Source organism: Flavobacterium sp. UW10123 (assembly GCF_040538975.1).
Taxonomy (GTDB): Bacteria; Bacteroidota; Bacteroidia; order Flavobacteriales; family Flavobacteriaceae; genus Flavobacterium.
The window spans coordinates 45,001-66,943 of the sequence record NZ_JBEWQE010000022.1; the positions used below are offsets into that span (position 1 = coordinate 45,001).

Sequence of the window (21,943 nt, forward strand, 5' to 3'; positions counted from 1 at the left end):
GAAATTCCATAGAAAAAACGTAACCTATTACTAACTAACCAATAAAACCATTTTACTACATGAGAAATTAAACAGGCACAAAAAAAGACCCTCTGCTGCTACTTGGCGGTACCGCAGAAGGCCTCGGTAAAACAAAACATTCGTTTCATTTAACAATTCAAAATTATGAAAATAATTTCATTGAATAGGGCTTCTTTTGCCTTTATTTTAGGGCTCTCCATGCACTTTACTCAGGTGCAGGCCGATACTCTCGGAAAGAGCCTTTTTTTAGTTCGCTTCCAGTCTTCTGTTACAGGGACTGTAAGCGACAGCCGGGGTCCTATTCCCGGCGTGACCGTTATGGTAAAAGGAACTTCAATCATCACAACTACCAACTTTGACGGCAGATATACCATTCAGGCATCTAAAGGGGATATTCTTGTGTTTTCATTTATTGGATTCTCAACTGTTGAGAAAATAATAGACAACAGTCTATTGGACATCATACTATCTGAGGATGCAACTACTCTTAAGGAAGTCGTAATAAATGCGGGATATTATTCTGTAAAAGATAAAGAACGTACGGGAAGCATAGCCCGAATTACCTCCAAAGATCTGGAAACTCAGCCGGTGGTTAATGTGCTTGCAGCAATGCAGGGACGAATGGCTGGGGTGGATATAATTCAGGACAGCGGAAGCCCGACAAGCGGCTTTCGCGTAAAGATACGTGGACAGAACAGCCTTCGACCAGCAGGAAACGATCCTTTATATGTAATTGACGGAGTGCCTTACTCAACCGAAACCATAGGCTCCGCCAACACATCCACAGCTCTTGCCACACCAGCAAGTCCCTTGACTAACATAAATCCTTCCGATGTAGAAAGCATAGAAGTCCTTAAGGATGCTGATGCAACAGCAATCTACGGTTCAAGAGGTGCCAACGGTGTAGTTCTTGTGACAACACGCAGGGCAAAAGCAGGTAAGACCTCAGTAAGCTTTTCTGCATCTACCGGAGTCGGGAAAGTTACCCGCTTTATTGAACTGATGGATACCAAGGCTTACCTCGAAATGAGAAAAGAAGCGTATGCCAATGATGGTATCGCACAGTACCCTGCGAATGCTTATGATATTAACGGGACTTGGGAACAAAACCGTTATACAGACTGGCAGAAGGAACTTCTTGGAGGCACATCAGAAATACGCAATTACACAGGCTCCGTGTCTGGGGGCTCAGAACTCACCCAATTTCTCCTCAGCGGATCGATACATAACGAGAGTACAGTGCAGCCAGGAGACTTCGGCTATACCAAAGCAGGCGTCCACATCAGTAGTAACCATACTACCGAGAACAAAAAATTCAAAATGTCATTTTCAGGGGGATACACGTTTCAGGATAATCTTCAGTCGGGAACAGACCTGACAAGGATTTCACGAACGCTTGCTCCCAATGCTCCCGAGCTCTATGACAGTGAAGGAAACCTTAATTGGGAGAACGGCACATTCAGTAATCCTATGGCTTCTCTTGAATCAAAAACTGCTGCTAAAGTAAATGACTTTGTCGCCAGCGCTTCTTTAACCTATAATTTTCAAAGCGGCCTTCAACTTAAATCATCTTTTGGCTTTACGAGCCTTCAAAGCAGCGAAATACGCACCGACCCCTCTACAGCCTATAATCCGTTTTTTGGAATGGGAAGCGAAAGCTCTTCTCTTTTTTCCAGTCTGGTTGACAGGAAATCTTGGATAATTGAACCGCAGATCAGCTGGGATAAAACTATAGGAAAAGCTGGAATAAGCCTGCTTGGAGGCGCCACGGCACAGAGAATACTGAATGGCAGGCTACAGCAGACTGGAGTAGGTTTCACAAGCAACAGCTTTATTGAGAACCTATCCTCCGCAGCAACAAAAAACATAACATTAAGCGACGAGACCGAATACAGGTACCAGGCCTTCTTTTTAAGGGCAAATCTTAATTGGGATGGCAGATACATTCTCAATCTGACAGGACGAAGGGATGGTTCAAGCAGATTTGGTCCGGCTGACAGATTTGCATGGTTTGGGGCAGCAGGCGCCGCATGGCTATTCTCGAAGGAAAAATTCATGCAGCAAAGCAAAATTATAAGTTTTGGCAAGCTGAGGGCAAGTTATGGAACATCAGGCAATGATCAGATTGGGGACTATCAGTATGCCGATACCTATGCCTCAGCGGGCCGATCTTATGATGGACTAGTCGGACTTATTCCATCAAGACTGTATAACCCCAATTTTGGCTGGGAAATAAACAAAAAAATAGAAGTGGCTCTGGAAATGGGATTTTTTAAAGACAGGCTTTTTTTAACAGGGGCATATTACAGAAACAGGTCTTCAAACCAGCTTATTGGAGTGCAGCTTCCCAGAACGACCGGTTTCGCATCTATAAATGCCAATCTTGATGCCACAGTGGAAAATTCAGGCTGGGAATTTACCTTAAGGAGCGAAAACATAAATAACGGGGATGTTGCATGGAGTACAGTTTTTAATATATCGGCGGCAAAAAACAGGCTTCTTGCTTTTCCCGGACTTGAAGGATCTGCCTATACCAATACTTACGTCATTGGCAAATCAATCAATATAGCAAAACTTTACCAGTTAATCGGAATTGACAGCCAGACAGGTGCATATACCTTTACAGACTATAATAACGACGGCATTATATCCGATCCTGACCGGCAGCATGTAGCCGACCTGACTCCAAAATATTTTGGAGGAGTTCAGAACCAGCTTCGATACAAAAACCTTGAATTGGATTTTCTTTTCCAGTTTGTTAAGCAGCAGACCGCCGAATATACCTTCCCGCTGGCTGGAACATTAAACAATCAGCCTATATCAAGGACAGACCGTTGGACCACACTAGGCGATCACAACACTTATCAGCGCTATACATCGGGAGCATCCAGTGCCGCAGTGCAGGCAGGCAGCAGATATGCGCAGAGCAGCGGAGCCATCGGGGACGGCTCCTACATAAGGCTTAAAAATATTGCTCTGACTTACAATCTGCCCTTGAATCATAAAGCTCTTAAGTGCAGGATTTATTTTCAAGGCCAAAACCTGCTGACTTTCACTCCTTACAAAGGAGGTGATCCCGAGTTCAGGTTTTCCGGCTTCCTGCCGCCGCTGAAAATTTATTCTGTAGGCATTCAGTTAAATTTCTAATTCCAAAAGCTATGAAAAATATACAGATCTTATTAAAAAAGCATTCCACTGCTATACAGAAGGCGTGGGTATTATTTTTTCCGATTGTGGCGCTGGTTCAGGGCTGCGATAATTTTGTCGAAACAGCCCCTCCGCATTCCCAGATTTCAAGTGAGGTGGTTTTTGAAGATGGTAAAACTGCGGATGCCGCCGCCTCCGGCATATATATAAATATGCGCGACGGAGGAATCTTAAGCGGCTCGTTCAGTGGTTTGACTTATAAGCTTGGCCTTTATGCCGATGAGCTGGACAATTATGCGCCAGGCATCAATTTCTATTACGGTAATTCGCTCTTTGATGCAGAGGGCGGCATACTTGACACATGGACGAGAAGCTATTCCCAGCTTTATTCTATTAATGCATTAATGGAAGGGGTTTTAGAATCTCAACAGATCAATCAGAAGCAGAAGGACAGACTGCAGGGAGAAGGCCTTTTTTTAAGAGCGCTTATACACTTTTATCTTATGAATCTTTATGGGGCCGTGCCTTATGCCGGCACCACTGATTATAAAATAAACAGCAGGCTTGAAAAACTGCCGCCGGCTGAAATGACAGAACATATAATACAGGATCTTAACCAGGCAAAGACGCTTTTGAATACGGAATACCCATCCCCCTTTCGGATAAGGCCAAACCGTTTTACCGCTTATGCCCTGCTTTCAAGGGTTCTTCTCTATGTCGGACGATGGGACGAAGCGGCAGATGCGGCCTCAGCAGTCCTAAACAGTCCGCTTTACAGCCTGCCTCCTGCTTCATCTGCATTTCTTAAAGAAAGCCAGGAAACAATCTGGCAATTACAGCCAAACGGCGCGGCAAACAATACAATTGAGGCGCAGCTCTTCATCTTTACAGCCGGGCCGCCTCCGCAAGTTGCACTTACAACCTCTCTCCTTAATGCATTTGAACCTGCAGACCAAAGAAAAATACAGTGGATAAAAGCCGTCGCAAAAGGTACGGATATATGGTATCACCCCTTTAAATACAAGGAAAGAGCTGCATCTGGGACATCCAAAGAATATTCAATTATATTCCGTCTTGCTGAACAGTACCTTATAAGGGCTGAAGCTCGTGCAGAACAGGGTGATTTAATAGGAGCAAAGCAGGATTTAGATGCCGTACGCACAAGGGCTGGTCTTAATGGCACTTTGGCGGCATCAGAGCAGGACATTAAAGCAGCTGTGATGCAAGAACGCAGAATAGAATTTTTCACAGAACTGGGACATCGGTTCTTCGATTTAAAAAGATATGGAAAGCTGGATGCTGCGCTCCATGGTCTAAAACCGGGATGGAACAGCACCGATCAGCTATGGCCTCTTCCTTCTCAGGAACTAAGTGCCAACCCAAAACTCAATCCACAGAATTCAGGTTACTAACTTAATATCCATTGCAATGTTATTTAGAATTAGTTTTTTAATTAGTATCCTTGCGGCAGCCTGCCCCATATGGGGCCAGGCGCCTCAAAAAAGGATCGTTACGCAAGAGGATTTCAAACTCTGGCACAAAATAAATATGGCGGAAGTCTCTTTAGACGGTAACTGGCTGTCTTATGTAAAGAAATATGAAGGACATCCCGATACCCTGTTTATCAAGAGCATAAAACCTTCATTGGAGTACAGCTTTCCTGGAGGAAAATCAGGACATTTTGGAAAAAAAATTTTCACCTGCATAATGCCGGATTCTTCTCTTAACATATTGAATTTGAATTCATATAAATCATCCTCAATCAGACAATGTGGCGGGTATGCCTTAGCTCATGGAGGCAGAAGGATTATTGCCGTTAAGGGCACTAAAAAAATCAAAACCATTATCATCGCTGATAATACAGGCGCGGTTCTGGACTCACTAATGAATGTTACCGAACATATCATCTCAGATAATGGAAGATACATGGCACTTGTAGAGAAAAACAGCTTTTGTTCTTCGCTGAAATACTATGATCTTTCAAAAGGAAAAGTTCAAACGGTATTTGAATCTGATGATGAGATACTGAATATTGTATTGGGAGAGAGAGGCATTTACATCGCTTTTTTTTCCGGAAACGCAGCCCAGCCAAACAGAGTCCATCTTATCGAGTCTTGCTCCGGCTTTCATAAATCTTATGCCGTAAAGCAAGAGGAAAGCATTAAAATTTTCATGAACAGAAAACTCAAGATCAGCCGTGACGGGACTATGGTATTCTTCGACACTTATTCTTTACCGCCAAGTACAGAAAATCAAAATGTTGAAATATGGCACAGCCGTGATGAAATTATATATCCACTTAAAAAAGCCGAGCAATCTGACAAAAACTACTTCTTTTCAGTATGGTATCCTAAAAAAGGAACTCTCATAAGATATGGCAGTGCCAGGGAAACGGCCAATCTCAGCGGAAGAGAAAATTATGCCGTCTTCTTTAAAGGGGGATTGCAAGGCCAGGAAGGAAACAGGTACCACATCAACAGCATTTATATAGAATCTTTTGACACTGGAAAAAGGGTTCTTGCCGTGAAAGACATTATCATGGAAAAAAGCCGTGTCAGTCTCAGCCCGTCAAATGATAAAATGGCTTATTATTACAATGATCAATGGTGGTGTTATGATATGAAATCGGATAAACATATTTCTCTTACTTCCTCCATAGAAAGCCAATGGGATGATAAAATTCAAGCAAGGACACAGCCTGAAGTTTATGCCGCAGCTCTTTGGTCCCAAGACGGGGAATCACTGCTTCTTCAGGACAAAAATGATATCTGGCTTGTCAATGCAGACGGAAATTCTGCCAAGCGGATAACTAACGGCAGAGAGCGTAATATTGAATTTTTAGTAGATTGGGACAGCCTTAACAGAAACAAAAAAAGACATCCCTATACCAGTCTCCAATATCCTTCCGTTTCATTACAGGAACCAATCTGTCTTTCAGCAAGGGGAAGCAATAATGAACAGGGCTATTTTACTTTTCAAAATGGAAAAATGCCGCAAAAGTTATTATACGGAAACTTTGCGGCAGAACAGCTTTTTAAAGCTGAAGCAGGCAGGTATTTCGCAAAAGTGCAGAGTTTCAACCTCCCTCCCTTACTCTGCTGGACAGACAGTCCAGACAAGAAAATGCATACCGAGGTGAGAAGCAATCCCCAGCACTCGTCATACGCTTGGGGAAAGTCAAAACTGATAACCTACAGAGTGCCAGATGGCCGTTTTTTAAAGGCGGCACTGCTTTATCCTGCCGGATTCGACCCTGCAAAAAGATATCCCATGGTAGTTAAAATATATCAGTCGCTATCCTATCAGATACATGACTACATGATTCCTTCTGTCAAGGAAGAAACAGGATTTAACCCTGTAAATTATACCTTAAACGGTTACCTTGTTCTCCTGCCCGATATTGGATATGTTTATGGCAGGACAGGAATCTCAGCAGCAGAGTCTGTCGAAGCTGCCGTAAATAAAGTGAAGGAAATGGGAATTGTAGAGAGCCAAAGTATAGGTTTGATAGGACATTCTTTCGGCGGATATGAGGTCAATTTCATCTTGACGCGCTCCTCTTCTTTTGCTGCTGCGGTATCAGGAGCTGGAATAAGTGATATGACCGCATATTATTTCAGTACGGAGAACAATTACAAAGGCACACAAGCTTGGCGTTTTGAGAGCCAGCAGTGGCGCATGAGGAATTCGTTTTATAATGCTAAAGAATCCTACTATGAAAACTCTCCAATCTTTCATGCTGAAAAAATAACTGCGCCGCTGCTTATCTGGTGCGGTAAGGAAGATGTTACCGTTCCTGCTTCCCAAAGCGTAGCATTATACCATGCCATGCGCAGGCTAAAAAAAGAGACGGTATTCCTGCAGTATAAGAATGAGGACCATAATCTCAAAAGCAAAGAATCCCAAAAGGATCTTAGTTTGAGAATAAAACATTGGTTTGATCATTATCTGAAAGGAGAGAAGTCCGAAAGATGGCTTAAAGAAAACCTGTAAAATAAATGCAGCCCGAAGGCTGCATTTTTAAATTAGTTTTGATCCTTAAAAAGAGGGACATTACAAGGTGCATCCGGAGAGTCTTTGTCCCAAGCGACATCTTCATTAATCCCGTAAGTACAGGTAGGACCATTGGATCTGTTGCACTCAACCTGTACTGGTTCACAGGGATCAGCAAGGGTATGAATATAAGCAGTTTGCGGTGGCAACGCTGTTCTGCTAATTTTTGCAGTATTGGTGCTTACAGCTCCAGCACTGGCTAATGCAAATCCAATCATTGGAAATGCAAGCATTTTCACAGTTGTTTTCATAATATATGGATTTAAAATTAATGATCTACTCTATTGCAGGTTTTCGATCGTTCCCCTGATACCGGCCGGTAATTTATTAGCGCCTGATATGTTTTTTAACAGGCTTTCCAAAACTGTATTTCTGTATTTTATCTCCTAAAATGCCGTAAAAGGCAGTCTGGGTAACTGTAAATTCTTTAAGCTTGTTTTTATCAGAATGGTAAACATAAAAACTGGACAGGTAATGGCCATTTTCTAAATAATACAGATCAATAGCTCCCGCAGTATTCCATACTTTTATGGACTCATGTTTGCCCCTCAGCATGGACTGCACAAAAAGAACTCCCCCTTCCGCACCTATCTGCCTGTTGACCATTAAAGGAGGCGCAGCAAGCCTTGTATCACCAGAACCTTTCATAGTTACTATCTCAAGTTTTGCCTTTGAAACTGTATCGATTGTTCTGCCCCTTAAGGAGAGCTGCATCGTACTGTTTGCAGCAATAAACTCATTCCTATAATAATAGATATAAATAACTTTACCACTAGCTTTATCATAGGTAAACTGCCCGTCTGTGTCAAATACTCCATCCTGTTGCTTGATCAGAAAATCTGGAAAGAATTTGGTCTTACCCTCGTTGCCAATCTCCAGCAGTCCAGCTACATGCTCTCCTCTTGGCGGCTTCTGTCCTCTGATGACAAAAGTGTTTCCGTTTATCACTGCTGCATCGGTAAAAAAAATCTTCTTATCCATTATGGTCTTGGCTGAAAAGTCTGAAACATTTCCCCGGAAGATTACTGGAACCATACCATCATACAGGAAAAAATAAGGATAGTCTATTCTTACTTCTGTAGACTGGAATGGATAATCATACTTGTCAAGGGTAATTTTGTGTTTGGCACTTTTACGCAGCAATGTATCAATTTCAGTAATGTAAAGCGGCGTGCTGTGATTGCCAAGATATATTTTATCACTGTAGGATCCTGCAAAATAATAACCATAGCCGTCCAGTTTATATTCTGCTGAAAATTCTGCTGACATTGGAATAAACCTCCTAGTGAAAGGGTTCTCTTTCTGCATTGCTGATTCAGAAGAAAAAAACAGCAGCGTAACAAAAGCTACACTTCCTAAAAGTGCTCCTAAAAGGATGAACAAAATATTTATCGGTTTCATACAGTAAAAGTTTTAGTGGAATTTTTATACTTTTTATTCTCGATAATAAAAAATCCGGTGCCTGAAATAATCACAAATACAATATTGAAAATAATGTGGTCCCGCCAACCCAGACGCTGCAGGACGCCTCCACAAGAGCAGGGTATGTAATCACTGAAATTTAAAATGATAATAATATAGCATGTAAACATTGCCATAAGGATAAAGGATGCTAGAAGCGCAAATTTTCTGCACGGTTTCCATGCAAGAAACAAAGCCGTTAAAAGCTCTGCAATAAGAACGCTTGGAGCTGCTGCACCTGCATAAGCACTCAATACCGGAGATTGACCTAGTTCGACCCTGAAATTCTCATAATCAAGGATTTTGCTCATTGATGCATATACAAAAAGCACAATAAGACTGAAACATATTATTTCTTCTGTAATCGATAAAAATTTTACTGAAAATTTCATTTGTAGTAGCTTCATAGTTGTTATGCTAAATTAATAAGCATATTGCTTTTAAAGCTTTGCCAAAAGGTGCAGAAACTTTATCAAAAGGATAAAAAATAAAGGATGCCCGCAGGCATCCTTTTAAAGTCATTTTTTTGCTGCTGCGCTCAGCTTCAGCAGCTTCTCGTTTATCTCTTCAAGCCCTCCTTTTTTTAGGCAGTCGGCTGCGAGAACTTTTAATTCCTCTTGTGTAGCGCCGGAAACAAGACCCGAGAACGGCATGTCTTCCTTTACCTCGTTGCCCTTAAATCCTCCGTCGATAATCTGGTGCAATAGAAGGATTGCCTTCCTTGAAATCCTCGTATCGATCCTTACCTGCTCATTCATGCCGGGAGTGCTGAGAACCGTATCAAACACCTGGGCTACTTCATTGTTTGTCATCATACATCTAGTGTTTTAAAATTTTTAAATTAAAGTATAAAGATAGCTATACAGACTTAAGCCATCATAAGTAAAATTTACCCATGATGGTACGTAATCAATTTTCCTGTATAAATTCGTCTAAATATTTGAAGTGGTCTGAGTTTTTATACAGACTCTTTAAGATTGCCTGCCTTGCAGCAATCTGCAAGATGTCCGGTTGTATCACAACCGATATCTTGCTGCCTCTCTGCTCGGAACTCGCTGGCAGGGAAAACTGGAAGATTTGTAATGTCGAATGAAAAGGAAAAATGATGAAAGACGAGAAAAAAAACAGAAACAGATGGCTTCATCTAAGGCTGAATGAGCAAGAATATAAGATCCTTCAGAAATATTTTGCAGACTCTCTTTGCCTAAAACTGAGTGATTTTGCCCGAAAAAATCTGCTGAGAAAACCTGTTGTTTTAAAATACAGAAACCAGTCTCTTGATGATATAATAGATGAATTAACAAAGCTCAGATCAGAGCTGAATCCCATTGGAAACAACTTTAATCAGGCAGTGAAAAAACTGCATTCTCTATCGCAGATCTCTGAATTAAAATTGTGGATTATGGGTTTTGAAACAGACAAAAAATTGCTGTTTAATTCTATTGAAGACATTAGAATGACTATTCGAAATCTTGCTGAAAAATGGTTGCAGTCATAAACACCGGATCATCAGTCAGAAGCATTTTCAATTATAATGAAAATAAAATCGAAGCACGAAAAGCGGAACTTATAGGAGAAGGAAATTATCCTGCAGCAGCCTCTGAACTTCACAAAAATTCAAGGCTGAAACTTCTTTTAAAACAGCTTGAATTAAATGCAAATGTACAGCGCGGAAGCGTCCACATATCGCTCAATTTTGATTCCTCAGAAATTAATCTGTCAGAAGAAAAACTTATGGAAATTGCGCATTCCTATATGGCTAAAATTGGGTTCGGATCGCAGCCATATCTGGTCTATCAGCATTATGATGCAGGACATCCGCACATACATATAGTATCTGTAAAAGTGAAGTCAGACGGAAAGAGAATTGACATGCAGAACATAGGCAGGAACCAATCTGAAACAGCCCGTAAGGAAATTGAAAAGGCATTCAGCCTGGTTCCTGCACAGGACAGACAAAAAGAAAAAATACTGAATATAAAACCTCCACAAAGCAGTGTTATAAAGTATGGAACAGTTGAAACAAAAAAAGCAATTGCTGCTGTATTAAACGCAGTAATTCCTAATTATAAATTTACAACCCTAGGAGAATTAAATGCAGTCCTGAATCTCTATAATGTTACCGCCGTGCAGGGAAATAAAGATTCAAGAATGTTTTTCCATAAAGGTCTCGCTTACCAGATCCTAAACGACAAAAAACAGCCTGCAGGAGTTCCTTTAAAAGCCAGCAGCTTTTACATTAAACCCACCCTTAAAAATCTCGAAATAAAATTTGCAGCAAACAAGGCAGGACGGAATCCTCATCTAAAGAGAGTAAAAAATGCTGTTGATCTCGCCTTTCTACAGAATAGTATAAAGTCAGTTTCAGACCTTGACAGAATTCTGATAAAAGATGGAATCAAGACTGCTGAACGAAGAAATGAACAGGGGATTCTTTACGGTCTGACCTACATAGACCATAAAACAAAGTGTGTTTTTAACGGAAGCTCTTTAGGAAAGTCTTACTCAGCTTCCGGCATTGAAGAACGCTGTGGTCTTAAAAGCTTCAGCACTGGAACTGCCGTCGGTAAAATACTAGATCACGATGAATTAAAAAATAAACAGCAACATTCCTCTTTTATTTCTGCTGCCGAGCTGCATAAGATAATTGATTCGGTACTCCAGCCCGAGTTTTCAACTGATTTTGTTCCCTCTCAGCTGAAAAGAAAAAAGAAACGAAAAAAAGGAAAAGGACAATCAGATTACTAACTAAAAAACTTAGACTATGCAGACAGGTGAAAATGAACAGGCGCTTAGAAAAATTTTGGATATGACAAGGCTTATCAGCATAATATTTTTAGGTCTTCATTTCTATTATTATGGATATAATGTGTTTAAAATATGGGGACTGGTAAACAATTTCAGCGATAAACTGATGGGAAATATTTTCCGCACTGGACTCTTTGGATATTTTCATTTATCAAAGCTGTTTTCTTTGGGATTTTTATGCATTTCCCTGCTTGGGGCAAAGGGCAGAAAAAATGAAAAGCTAGACTTCAAAACTGCGTTCTGTTATATCGCTTTGGGGCTATTGGCTTATTTTTTGAGCTACTTTTTTTTGGCTATTTCGGCTGCTCCTGAAAAAAAATTGGCCCTTTATATATTCTGTACTGTTTTGGGATATCTGCTCCTGCTTTCGGGCGGAACACTTTTGTCGAGAATCATAAGAAGAAATCTCAGCCATAAGGATATTTTCAACAGTGAAAATGAAACATTCCCGCATGAAGAAAGGCTTCTTGAAAATGAATATTCCATTAACCTGCCGGCACATTACAGATTAAAAAACAAAGTCCGAAAAAGCTGGATTAATATCATTAACCCCTTTCGCGGAATCTTGGTTGCAGGAACCCCGGGCTCCGGAAAATCCTATTTTGTGATCCGACATATCATAACCCAGCACATCCGTAAAGGCTTCTCAATGTTTGTTTATGATTTTAAGTTTGATGACCTGAGCATAATAGCCTATAACACCTGGCTTCAGAATAAACATTTATACAAGGTGGAACCTAAATTTTACGTCATTAATTTTGATGACCTGAGCCGCACGCACAGATGCAATCCACTTGATCCGAAATCAATGGACGACATAACAGATGCAGCTGAATCAGCACGCACAATTCTTTTGGGCTTAAACCGTGAATGGATAAAAAAGCAGGGAGATTTTTTCGTCGAATCGCCGATCAATTTTCTTTCTGCTGTTATTTGGTATCTACGCAAATACAATAATGGCGAATTCTGCACCCTGCCACATGTAATTGAATTGATGCAGGTTGAATATAACAGCCTATTCACACTGTTGAGAACTGAGAAAGAAATAGAGATTTTAATAGATCCATTTGTCAGTGCCTACCTTCAGAATGTCATGGAGCAGCTGGAGGGGCAGATAGCCTCGGCTAAGATATCAATGGCAAGACTTTCCAGTGCTCAGCTTTACTATGTGCTCTCTGGAAATGACTTCAATCTTGACATAAATAATCCTTCTGATCCAAAGATTGTCTGCATGGGAAACAACCCTTTAAAGATACAGACCTATGGCGCCGTCCTCTCCCTATATGTAAGCAGGCTTATCAAACAGGTGAACCAGAAAGGCAGGATTAAAAGCAGTCTTATATTTGATGAATTCCCGACTATCTATCTCAATAATATGGACAGCCTTATCGCTACAGCCAGAAGCAACAAAGTAAGCACCTGTTTGGGGATTCAGGATTTCAGCCAGCTGCGCAAAGATTACGGCCGAGAGCAGGCGGATGTTATACTCAACATCACCGGAAATATCATCAGCGGACAGGTAAACGGTGATACCGCAAAGCAGCTCTCCGAACGTTTTGGAAAAATAATGCAAGACCGCGAAAGTATTTCCATAAACACCTCCGATACGTCAATAAGCAGATCAAAACAGTTGGAAGCAGCAGTGCCTGCTTCTAAAATTTCCTCTTTGAGCTCCGGTGAATTTGTCGGCATTACAGCTGATAACCCTGACTGCAAAATTAAACTGAAAACATTCCATTCAGAAATAATAAATAATCACGACGAGCTTAAAAAAGAAGAAAAATCATATCAGCAGATCAAACCTGTCCGGACCATAAACAATACGATGATTGAACGCAATTACCTCCAAATAAAAGACGATATCGCTGAGATAGTAAATTCTGAACTGGAACGTCTTTTACATGACCCAGCACTTTCTCATTTAGTAATTAAAAAAAAGAAATAATGCATTTAAAGCCGTTATGTAATCTTGACCTGCATTGCGTTTTTGCTTAACCTTACGTCATGAATGTTGAAGAAATTAAACGATACTTTGACAAAAGTCCTCCTCCTATGGAAGTAGATTACCTGAAAAAACTGAAAAGCTGGTTTTTCATCTGGTTCTCAAAATTATGCCTTTTGGAATACGAGTATAAGTCATTCACCAATAATTCCAAATATGCCTTATCAGAACAGCAAACAAATCTTGTCGCCTGTTCTATAAGCATCATATCCAGAGTCAATAAAAATTCACCAGGAAGATTTTTAGGCTTTGGCTGTTTTGTATGAACGTATAATTTATCTGAACTTAATGGGAAAAAGATTTCTTCATTTATGCTCCTAAAATCTTTAAATTCCTTTATTATTAATGGATTGTCACCTGTTAGCTGAAATTGATTCGGCCTGAAATAAACTCTGCAGTTTTCAAAATCTGTAGTCTTATATTTTTCCTGATAAGATATCAAAGGAAGAAAAATCCTGTACATCTTTCGAAAAAGATCTGTTTCTTTTAGCTGGCCCTGCAGTTCTTCAGTTGCAACAGACCTCCCGTCAGCATCTTTTATATCAAAGCCGGCCTGCTTGAAGGAAAGCTGGTCAACCAATCTTTCAAAATCTTCATCGCTTCTTGGCACTCTCCAATACATCTGGGTAATAAACATACGAACCCTGTGAAACATTTCAGTAGCCATGTTTAAATTCTCCGGAGTTGTTTTTCTGAGTTTTTCAAGATGAGGAGCTGTAATGCTATCAAACTGTGAATATATATCTTCTAGCAGAACAAATTTTTCATCCTTAACCGTTGAAGTGTTTCTATTGTTTACATAGAAAGAATTAAGAGGGTTGGAAGCTCTAATTTCCTCGTTTTTTTTATCAAATATATAAAAGCTCCCTTCCGGATTTGTAAAACCTCGAAGGTAAAATTGCGGCAGATAATGATGCTTTTTGGATGGAGTCATAAATATTTACGCAAATAAGGGTAATTTCACTTTAATAAATGTATTAAGATTTTTCGATCTAAAAATAAACTTGGGAAAATATTCTGCTGATGTGGATGATATTAATTGGCACAGAATTTCTCTGAAATGGCATTTCAGAAATTTAAGTAATCAATTTCCAAATCCGTATCAAAGAAAAATTCAATATACGAGATTGACTCACTGACTGTTTTCATATTCTCTTCTAGAAAATCACTTGTATTATCGATCTCCGGTCCGAAATATTCCAGCATGGCAAGGCCTTGGATTTTTCAAATTACTAATTGACTTTAGATCTGTCATTCCAGAATGCTGGAGTCTTGTTGTTGCTAATTTAAGAATATGGCTGAACATATTGCTTTTCGTTTAAAGTTTACGACTTTTTAAAAAACAAACATCTAAAAACAATCATTGCATTAAATCCTTTGTACTAAATTGACTCCAGCATTCTAAAAAAAAAGACTTTCTAAATGTGATCCACTCCGACTTGAGCATACTTGAGCTCTACATTCGATTTTAATTTAAATCTCATGAGTATCTTTTAGCACAATTGAATTACAGATAAAAATCATAATACTTTTCTTTAGAAAGATAATCAACGTCAAAGTTCCATTTTTTAAAAACATCTTCAGAATCAGAAGCAAACATCTTTCTCAGCTGGTTGTTATCATAAGTAAAATAAAATTTATAGTGGCTATTTAAGTCCCTGTTGTCATTCCTTACTATTCTAGCAATTGATTCTTTTGTCGGAAGATAATGCAGATTCACTGCATCCGCACTGATCAAATAATTTTCACAGTCGATTATGGAATAAAGTGCATTTGAATTATTTCCCTTGCTGCCGTGATGCGTAACTTTAACCCATTCGCATTTTATTTTATTCTTTTCAGAATATCCCATTTCTTTCAAACTTTTTACTACATCCGTCGGATGGGCATCTGCAAGCCATAAAACTCGTTTCCCATTTAATTCAGTAAGTACAGTTATACTGCTACCATTTTCAACGGAATCATCCTCTTTCCATGCGTCCAGGTTAAAATCCTCAAGCTTTATAGCATAATCGGAGACTTTTGCACCTGAAGCTTCACTCACCCCTTCCATCTCATTCCTTTGAAGACTTTTGCTCATCTTGGAATATTTTCTCCTAAGCCTCTCCAGTTTTTTGACACTCGGAGAAAGCACAGAAATCTTCATTCCGAACAAATCCGGAAGTGCCAGCATTGCCGTGATATCATTTTTTCTTAACCCATTAATCCCTTTTAAATAATCATAAAGTATATCACCTTGCGAAATGCTTTTTATTTCGCTTACATTTCCTGATTTATTACTAAAAATATTATTATCGTAAACTCTTGGCGGGTTGTAAAACCATTCTTTTACAACATCCGCATATTCCCCCCTTTTGACGGCAGCAATATAATTCATAATTCCTCCGATATGATCATCATGAATATGCGATACAATCCATAGATCTATTTGCTTTTTGTCAAGGCTTAAAATCTCTTCATGCAGGATATGATCATAAGTCTCCTCATATCCTGAATCTATAAAAATATTATGCTCATTATTATCGTTTCCAATAAATGAAATTCGGGCTGCATCGCCACATTCTGCCTGATAAAAATATACTTTCATATTAGTCTCTTTTATACATTTTCATTTCCCCTTTTAAAATTCCTCGTTCTATATGGAAAACTCCGCATGGAATACCAAAATGATAGCTTCGGTCTCCTGAATCAGAAATTTTTTCACCACGAATCAACCAGAAAATTTCAAGCTTGTTTTGCACTAGAAATTCCTCTAAAATATCTTTCCGAACCATTACTCCTTCTGGATTGACGTTGGTCACAATAAGTTCTCCTTGAGAATTATTAAAATCTCCATCATTAGATGAGTATTCCAATTGCAGACCATCAAAAAGAGTCTGGCAGGGAATATTATAAGCTGCATTAGCTCCGGATTTATCGAGTTCCATACTTCCTTTTGCCGTAGTTGTAGCTACAATAACTTTATATTCCGTAGTATTTATGTATTCCCATTTTATATCCACTTCCTGATCATAGTAGGCCGGTGACCAGAATTTTTCACGATTAATTAATCTTCCGTAGGCTTCACCATTTTCCGGAATCATTCGATTTGTTACATTCCTATCTGATAAATAAGAAATAATTTTCTTTTTATCTGCTTTCTTTACCAAATATCCTTGAACCTCGAGCCAAAATCTTTTATTAGGTGATAGATATTTATCTTCACCCAATTTCTTAGGTTCCCTCCAAGAAACATAATGCTGAAGATGGACCCATTGTATTCCTTCAGTATCTGTTTTTAAAATAATGTCCTTGGCACGTGGAATATCATCCAAACCAGCAGCCCACTCTTTTGAAGGTATGTTCCAATGTAAATATTCAGGTTCACTCCACCAGTCTTTTAATTTCAATTTTATTCCCAGTTCGTCATCAAATTCTTCATCATAGGAATTTCTTGCTGTATAAGCAGGATCTATATTTCGAAGATATAGCTCCCATGCACCCTTATAAAGTTTGGCTTTTTTTGATCCCCATTCTCTTTGCATCTCAAAATTATCCGCTATAATGCCTAGAATTTCATAATATGCAATCCATTGATATTTCTTTCCAATCCTTTCTACCTCCTTATTATACGCATTAATATATTTCCCGGTACCACTGTCAAAGTCACCGTGTAGATTTTTATCATATCCCAGATCGAATGCCCTTTTTACAATCCAGTTCTTAACCTGATTTGACGAAAAGAAAAGTCCCTTTCGGTCTTCGGCTTCCCATTTCATTTCCAATTGTGGAATGGCATTGTTTTCAATCCAGATTCTATTCTCAGCTTTGAAATCCTGCAAAGTTTCCTGCTGGAGTTTCTCTGTTTTTTCAATTTCAGCATTCAATTCCTGTTCAGTGCTGAATATAATAGAAGTTCGCAAATCTGTATTTCTTAGCAGATGAAGAAGTTCCAGATTAGCTGAAACTATACCAAACAGCGTTTTCTCATACTTTGTAAGCGACCGCACAAATTGCTTTATTTTTGCATCGATACTTAATTCTATAGGAGAAAATTCGTGCATTACAGGATCTACAATTTTGTATCCAAAGTCACCTTTGAGTGTAGATTCGTAAATTCGATTATGTGCATGTATGTTAGAAATTTTCGCATTTTGTTCATTGTATTCAATTTTATATGCGCTTATTTCTTCTTTCTCAGGAAAATTTGGAAGTTCACTTTTGTATGGAGGCCTTATTAAGATCGGGTTGTATTTAATATTACCATTTTTATACACCGCATATTCACATATGTTTCTCGCATAATCACGCAGTAGTATATTTTTAGGCGGTCTGCCATTCTTAAAAATGGATTTATAAACATAGTCCGAAATTAAAAAGACTGCCGTTTTTTTCTTGGTCCTTAGCACACAGCCATAAGCAACAGCAAAAAGTCTTTCAAGTATGTAAATGTCATTGGTTCTTCGAAAAGCCTTTAACGTACTGATCATTGCTTCAGGCTGGTTTTCCAAAAGATTTACCATTGCTTTAGTTGTTCTGTCTCGAAGAACTATATTTGTACTGGCCAAAATCCAAGCCAGGCTTTGGGCTGTAAGACGTGCCGTTTCATAATCAATCTTCAGCGAGATATCCTTAGTCCACGCCCAGTCTATAAGTCTTTTTATCGGAAGTGCACTTTCATATTCATCAGTATCTCCATAATTCAGAAGGTGAGACTGCCAAAAAGAGTCACGATCGGCCATGGAATATTTCCTTAAACCAGTATGCAAGCGATCACTGTTCAAAGGATGGCCGGGAATTGCGGTGAGCTCAAAAAGTTTGCAGATCCAGCTGTCTACACTTGATTTGAAATCATTACCTGATAACCATTTGTCCATTTTGTCATTGTCAATACTTCCAACCGATCGCCATGTCAGGCTTCGTAGGAAATAGGTGCCGATTTCAAAAGTCTTTTGAGGGTAGTTCTCACTATCCTTTTCTTCTTTTATCAGCCAATAAAATACCTCGTAAATTTCAATTCCAAACTCCTCAGGCAAAAGCACTGAAACGGCTTCAATTATTCCTTCAAAATGATAATCATAAATCAGCTTCGCAAGCAGTTCATCTTTTTCGAATGCTTTAATTAGTTCCTCGACACTTTCATACGATTTTAGAATTTCATCAGCAATATAAAAATCTCCGAACCTTTCGTAGGCAAAATAAACAGCTTCATATTCTTTATCCTTATCATAATCATATGACATGTTTTTAATTAATACATTTTCCTGAATAAGGTCATAAAGCAGATTAGGAAAACGTCCAAATTCATTATCAAATAGAGTTACCGCTTCTTCTAGGGGAAGCATCCTGAGATCCTGTTCAAAACATTTTGAGGCAACCCTTTTGATAGCATTCATTACAAGGTCTTTGCGGTGGGCATATTCGGTTTTGGACAGCAGTTTACTGTTCAAAGCATCTATATAAAAATCAAAAACTTTCTTTATTCCCTGAAATCCCAAAGGAAACGACTTCTCGGAAGAATTCTGTACTCCCATACAAACCAACTGAAGAAACAAAGGATTGGTAAACTCGGGAGCAAGTATGGGAAAAGTCGGCTGTCTTAGACCGTAAAAATCACAAAACAGACTTAAGGCAGCATATTCATTGCCTCTAAATCCTTCATGAGTAATAAATGTGACACTACTGTTATCCTTGATATTATCAGGAATCACTGATTTGAAATAAGTTGAGCGTATTGTTAATACCAGTCCGATAAAGGGGTAACCCGAAAGTTCTTGAATAAAACCTGCTAGTCCATCTTTCCATAAATCAGGGGTTTTACTTTCATTTAAGGCATCGATCATAATCAATACACGGCAATTTATCTGTTGACCGATTCCATTTAAACTTCTTAAAAAATCCTTGAAACTGCACTGGAGATCAAGCTGTTCAAGAATGTTGACTGAAATGCTTTTTAAATTGCTGAAATGCTGGCCAAGCAGTAAAACACTAGGAACTTCCTCTTTTTGTTTTTGAGTAGCTATGTCACCAAGCAGATGGGATTTCCCACATCCTGCTTCACCTTTAATTATTAGAAATGGATGATTAGCCAGGTCAACATCAACATCATTTTCAAGCTCTTCCAAAAAATCTCTGTTATGTCGTACTATTTTCCATAATCTTTCAATTTCATCATAATATGGAGCATGGTACAAATCATATTTTTTTCCTTCTTTTTTCAGTTCCTTTTCCGCTTCTCTGCGAAGCTTGTATAAATGATCTATTTTTGAGCTCGCCAATTCATAAAATGAATTGACCTCTTCAAATATCCAAGCAAAATCTAATTGCTCGTCTGCTTTAAAATCAATTTCATTAAGCCAATCCTTTACTTTCTCACGAAGTTCGTCAAAACCTTTTTCCGTTTCTCCAATATGCTCATTTTCCAACAGCCTTCTGTAGTTCTTTTCAGTAATCCAGTTGTCAAAAATCCTGAAAATCCTGGCTTTAAAAAGAGTGTCTTTTGACAGATCACTGAATTTTAAAGCTATTGGAAGCCTAAAATTTAATTTTTTGCTGAATCTGGGACCTAAGTCTGCAATCGCTTTATCTGTTTTCTGCTGAAAAAATTCTGGTGACATTCCTTGTTCGCCAGTATAGGAAAAAACGAGCGGCTTCATAAAACACTTCTCAAGCAGCTCATTAAAAACATCTAAATATTGGCAGTAAATGACTTTTCCCATGCTTTTTTCACGGTATCGCGTGAAGATTCCGTAAAGGTACAGTTCGCTGCCAGTACTCAAAAATACCCCGCTCCCAGAAAATCCCTGTACCGCCCACGAATTATAGTCTTCTTCAAGCTTAAGCTGGAATTTACGGACTCCTGTCATTTGCTGTTTCCAGATTGGTTTGATGACATCGAGTTCCTTGCCCTGGGTTGCATTAGGAAATCCTTTAACGACAAAGTCAGTATAGGAATGTCGTTCCTCTACACATATGACTTTCTGTATTTTACCAGCAAACCCTTGTATTTCATCATATCTAAAAACAATTACAGCGGCATCTTTGTCTTTATGCTTTGATACTAATCTGAAATCTATCTGTTTATTAAATCCTTGATAAACATCCTTTTCCGAATCGTAAAAATCAACGACAACTTCTTTATAAGGATCCGTAAACTCATCGCCATCCCTAAAAAGGCTGTGAGCTGCAGTTAAAACATATAGGGATTCCCCTAAATGATCACTATTATAGATAATCCCCGAACCTATGCAGTTTTTTGTTTGTGGATCTATAAGACGTACCGTAGCGTTTGATATTATTTTATCATCAACTTTCATATTCTGGAACTGATAAACTATTTATTAGAAATTAAATACACAAGACATCCTTTCTATAAGGGATTAGCTTCCAACCCCTTTAAACCATGCTCGAGGATTCCAAATAAGGTCTGGGAATAAATCTGGGTAGTACCCTCGATCACAGCCAGCTCACTAATATTTTTGTTAACGTTAGTATCTATACTTGCCTGATGACTGAATCGGTCGTTGGAAGCTAAGATTTGTCTCAGCTGCATCGGCAGAACATCAGTACAGGTAAAAATTTCCTTCAATTTAGTGCAGTGACCTAAATCATTTTTAAAGGTTTTAACAGGCAGAACTATATTATTGAATTGGCCGTTATGCCTGACCTTATTTAAATCTATGTGCGTTGAAGAATACCTGATTCCATCCAGTTTTTTCGAAACCCACTGAAGCAGAAACTGAGGGATAATATACTCAGGTTTAAAGGCATCTTTTCTGTTTTTTACCTTTATGGAACAGCATGCAGCCAATGGCCATGTCAGAACTTTATAAAGCCTTGCATTGACATCAATATCTGATTTACTACTTTCTGTATTGTTATATATATCGGTTGTTATATCTAGCAGCCTAAGTTCCCTCTGATTTACCAGTCTTACCGCCTGAATGGAATCAACATTGGGTCTTCTCATTTCCTCCCATGCTACGTAGATGGAATTTGAAGTATACAAAGACGGTAATCCAGGAATGCTGAACCTTTGTGAATTTACCATTCCCCGTTTTTCAAACGGAATATGAAAAAGTTCGTTTCGGCTCAGCGGGTAATTGCCAGCCGATGTCCTAATTCGGAATAGATTCTCCCTGAGAGGTAAAACAAAACCTTTATCAAGATACTGGGTAATGTTAAGGTCATTCATTGTTCTGCTGAACGTGATGTATGCTTGAGCCGGTTTACCCGCATAAAAAATATCTACGCTTCTAAGAAGACCTTTTATCAGTTTTTTTATTTTCTCTTTGTGGTTATCAAGTTCATCAGGGTTGGATATCCATTCGGATGATATACAGTCCGCATTCTGGCAACTTTCTTCAAAGTTGTTAAGAATAGACCGCAGCGAATCTCTAAAATTTTCATTGGAATAAGCAATTGGCAGATTTGTAACTGGATCATCTAGTAATGAAAGTAGCTCCATAGTGG

Annotated in this window: 14 protein-coding genes; 6 read left to right on the top strand and 8 right to left on the bottom strand. The window is 38.9% G+C overall.

All coding sequences use genetic code 11. From position 1 onward, the window contains the following. The first annotated feature begins 165 nt into the window (after positions 1-165). The 3 genes from ABXT06_RS21040 to ABXT06_RS21050 are packed head-to-tail and all read left to right on the top strand — an operon-like array spanning position 166 to position 7,161. Entirely contained in the window at positions 166-3,168 is a 3,003-nt protein-coding gene (locus tag ABXT06_RS21040; RefSeq protein ID WP_354592501.1) for a SusC/RagA family TonB-linked outer membrane protein, read from the top strand. Between the two features lie 11 nt (positions 3,169-3,179). Beyond that, positions 3,180-4,580, top strand: coding sequence for a RagB/SusD family nutrient uptake outer membrane protein (locus ABXT06_RS21045; protein ID WP_354592502.1), 1,401 nt, complete (start codon positions 3,180-3,182; stop codon positions 4,578-4,580). Positions 4,581-4,596: 16 nt separating this feature from the next. Next, positions 4,597-7,161, top strand: coding sequence for an alpha/beta hydrolase family protein (locus tag ABXT06_RS21050; RefSeq protein WP_354592503.1), 2,565 nt, complete (start codon positions 4,597-4,599; stop codon positions 7,159-7,161). A gap of 32 nt (positions 7,162-7,193) precedes the next feature. Here ABXT06_RS21050 and ABXT06_RS21055 read toward each other — a convergent pair whose 3' ends face one another. The 4 genes from ABXT06_RS21055 to ABXT06_RS21070 all read right to left on the bottom strand — a co-directional run bounded on the left by ABXT06_RS21055 (position 7,194) and on the right by ABXT06_RS21070 (position 9,497). After that, positions 7,194-7,472, bottom strand: a complete 279-nt coding sequence (locus ABXT06_RS21055; protein WP_343614945.1) for a hypothetical protein — start codon at positions 7,470-7,472, stop codon at positions 7,194-7,196. Positions 7,473-7,548: 76 nt separating this feature from the next. Next, on the bottom strand, positions 7,549-8,622 hold the full coding sequence (locus ABXT06_RS21060; protein WP_354592504.1) for a hypothetical protein: 1,074 nt from the start codon (positions 8,620-8,622) through the stop codon (positions 7,549-7,551). Continuing rightward, positions 8,619-9,089, bottom strand: a complete 471-nt coding sequence (locus ABXT06_RS21065) for a MauE/DoxX family redox-associated membrane protein (protein WP_354592505.1) — start codon at positions 9,087-9,089, stop codon at positions 8,619-8,621. The genes ABXT06_RS21060 and ABXT06_RS21065 overlap by 4 nt, the downstream gene beginning before the upstream one ends. Before the next feature lie 111 nt (positions 9,090-9,200). Further along, a complete protein-coding gene (locus ABXT06_RS21070; protein WP_274250648.1) occupies positions 9,201-9,497 on the bottom strand; it encodes a hypothetical protein in 297 nt (98 codons plus the stop codon). A 287-nt stretch (positions 9,498-9,784) separates the two neighbouring features. Here ABXT06_RS21070 and ABXT06_RS21075 point away from each other — a divergent pair, with 287 nt between their 5' ends. From ABXT06_RS21075 to mobC, 3 genes are read left to right on the top strand one after another with little or no spacing between them, the layout of a single operon-like run. Next, the gene (locus ABXT06_RS21075) at positions 9,785-10,180 is read left to right on the top strand and encodes a plasmid mobilization protein (protein ID WP_354592506.1); all 396 of its coding nucleotides are present in this window, start codon (positions 9,785-9,787) and stop codon (positions 10,178-10,180) included. After that, a complete protein-coding gene (locus tag ABXT06_RS21080) occupies positions 10,165-11,430 on the top strand; it encodes a relaxase/mobilization nuclease domain-containing protein (RefSeq protein WP_354592507.1) in 1,266 nt (421 codons plus the stop codon). Before ABXT06_RS21075 ends, ABXT06_RS21080 begins: the two co-directional genes overlap by 16 nt. Positions 11,431-11,446: 16 nt before the next feature. Then, positions 11,447-13,435, top strand: a complete 1,989-nt coding sequence (gene mobC, locus ABXT06_RS21085) for a conjugal transfer protein MobC (RefSeq protein ID WP_354592508.1) — start codon at positions 11,447-11,449, stop codon at positions 13,433-13,435. 118 nt (positions 13,436-13,553) lie between these two features. On the opposite strand, the gene ABXT06_RS21090 is transcribed toward mobC, so the two are convergent. The 4 genes from ABXT06_RS21090 to ABXT06_RS21105 form a co-directional block, all read right to left on the bottom strand. Continuing rightward, entirely contained in the window at positions 13,554-14,426 is an 873-nt protein-coding gene (locus ABXT06_RS21090) for a DUF4238 domain-containing protein (protein WP_354592509.1), read from the bottom strand. Positions 14,427-14,999: 573 nt separating this feature from the next. Further along, complete coding sequence (locus ABXT06_RS21095) at positions 15,000-16,079, bottom strand: MBL fold metallo-hydrolase (protein WP_354592510.1); 1,080 nt, start codon at positions 16,077-16,079, stop codon at positions 15,000-15,002. Position 16,080: 1 nt separating this feature from the next. Further along, entirely contained in the window at positions 16,081-20,787 is a 4,707-nt protein-coding gene (gene avs2 / locus ABXT06_RS21100; protein ID WP_354592511.1) for an AVAST type 2 anti-phage system protein Avs2, read from the bottom strand. Between the two features lie 53 nt (positions 20,788-20,840). Then, entirely contained in the window at positions 20,841-21,938 is a 1,098-nt protein-coding gene (locus ABXT06_RS21105) for an RES family NAD+ phosphorylase (RefSeq protein WP_354592512.1), read from the bottom strand. Positions 21,939-21,943: the final 5 nt, after the last annotated feature.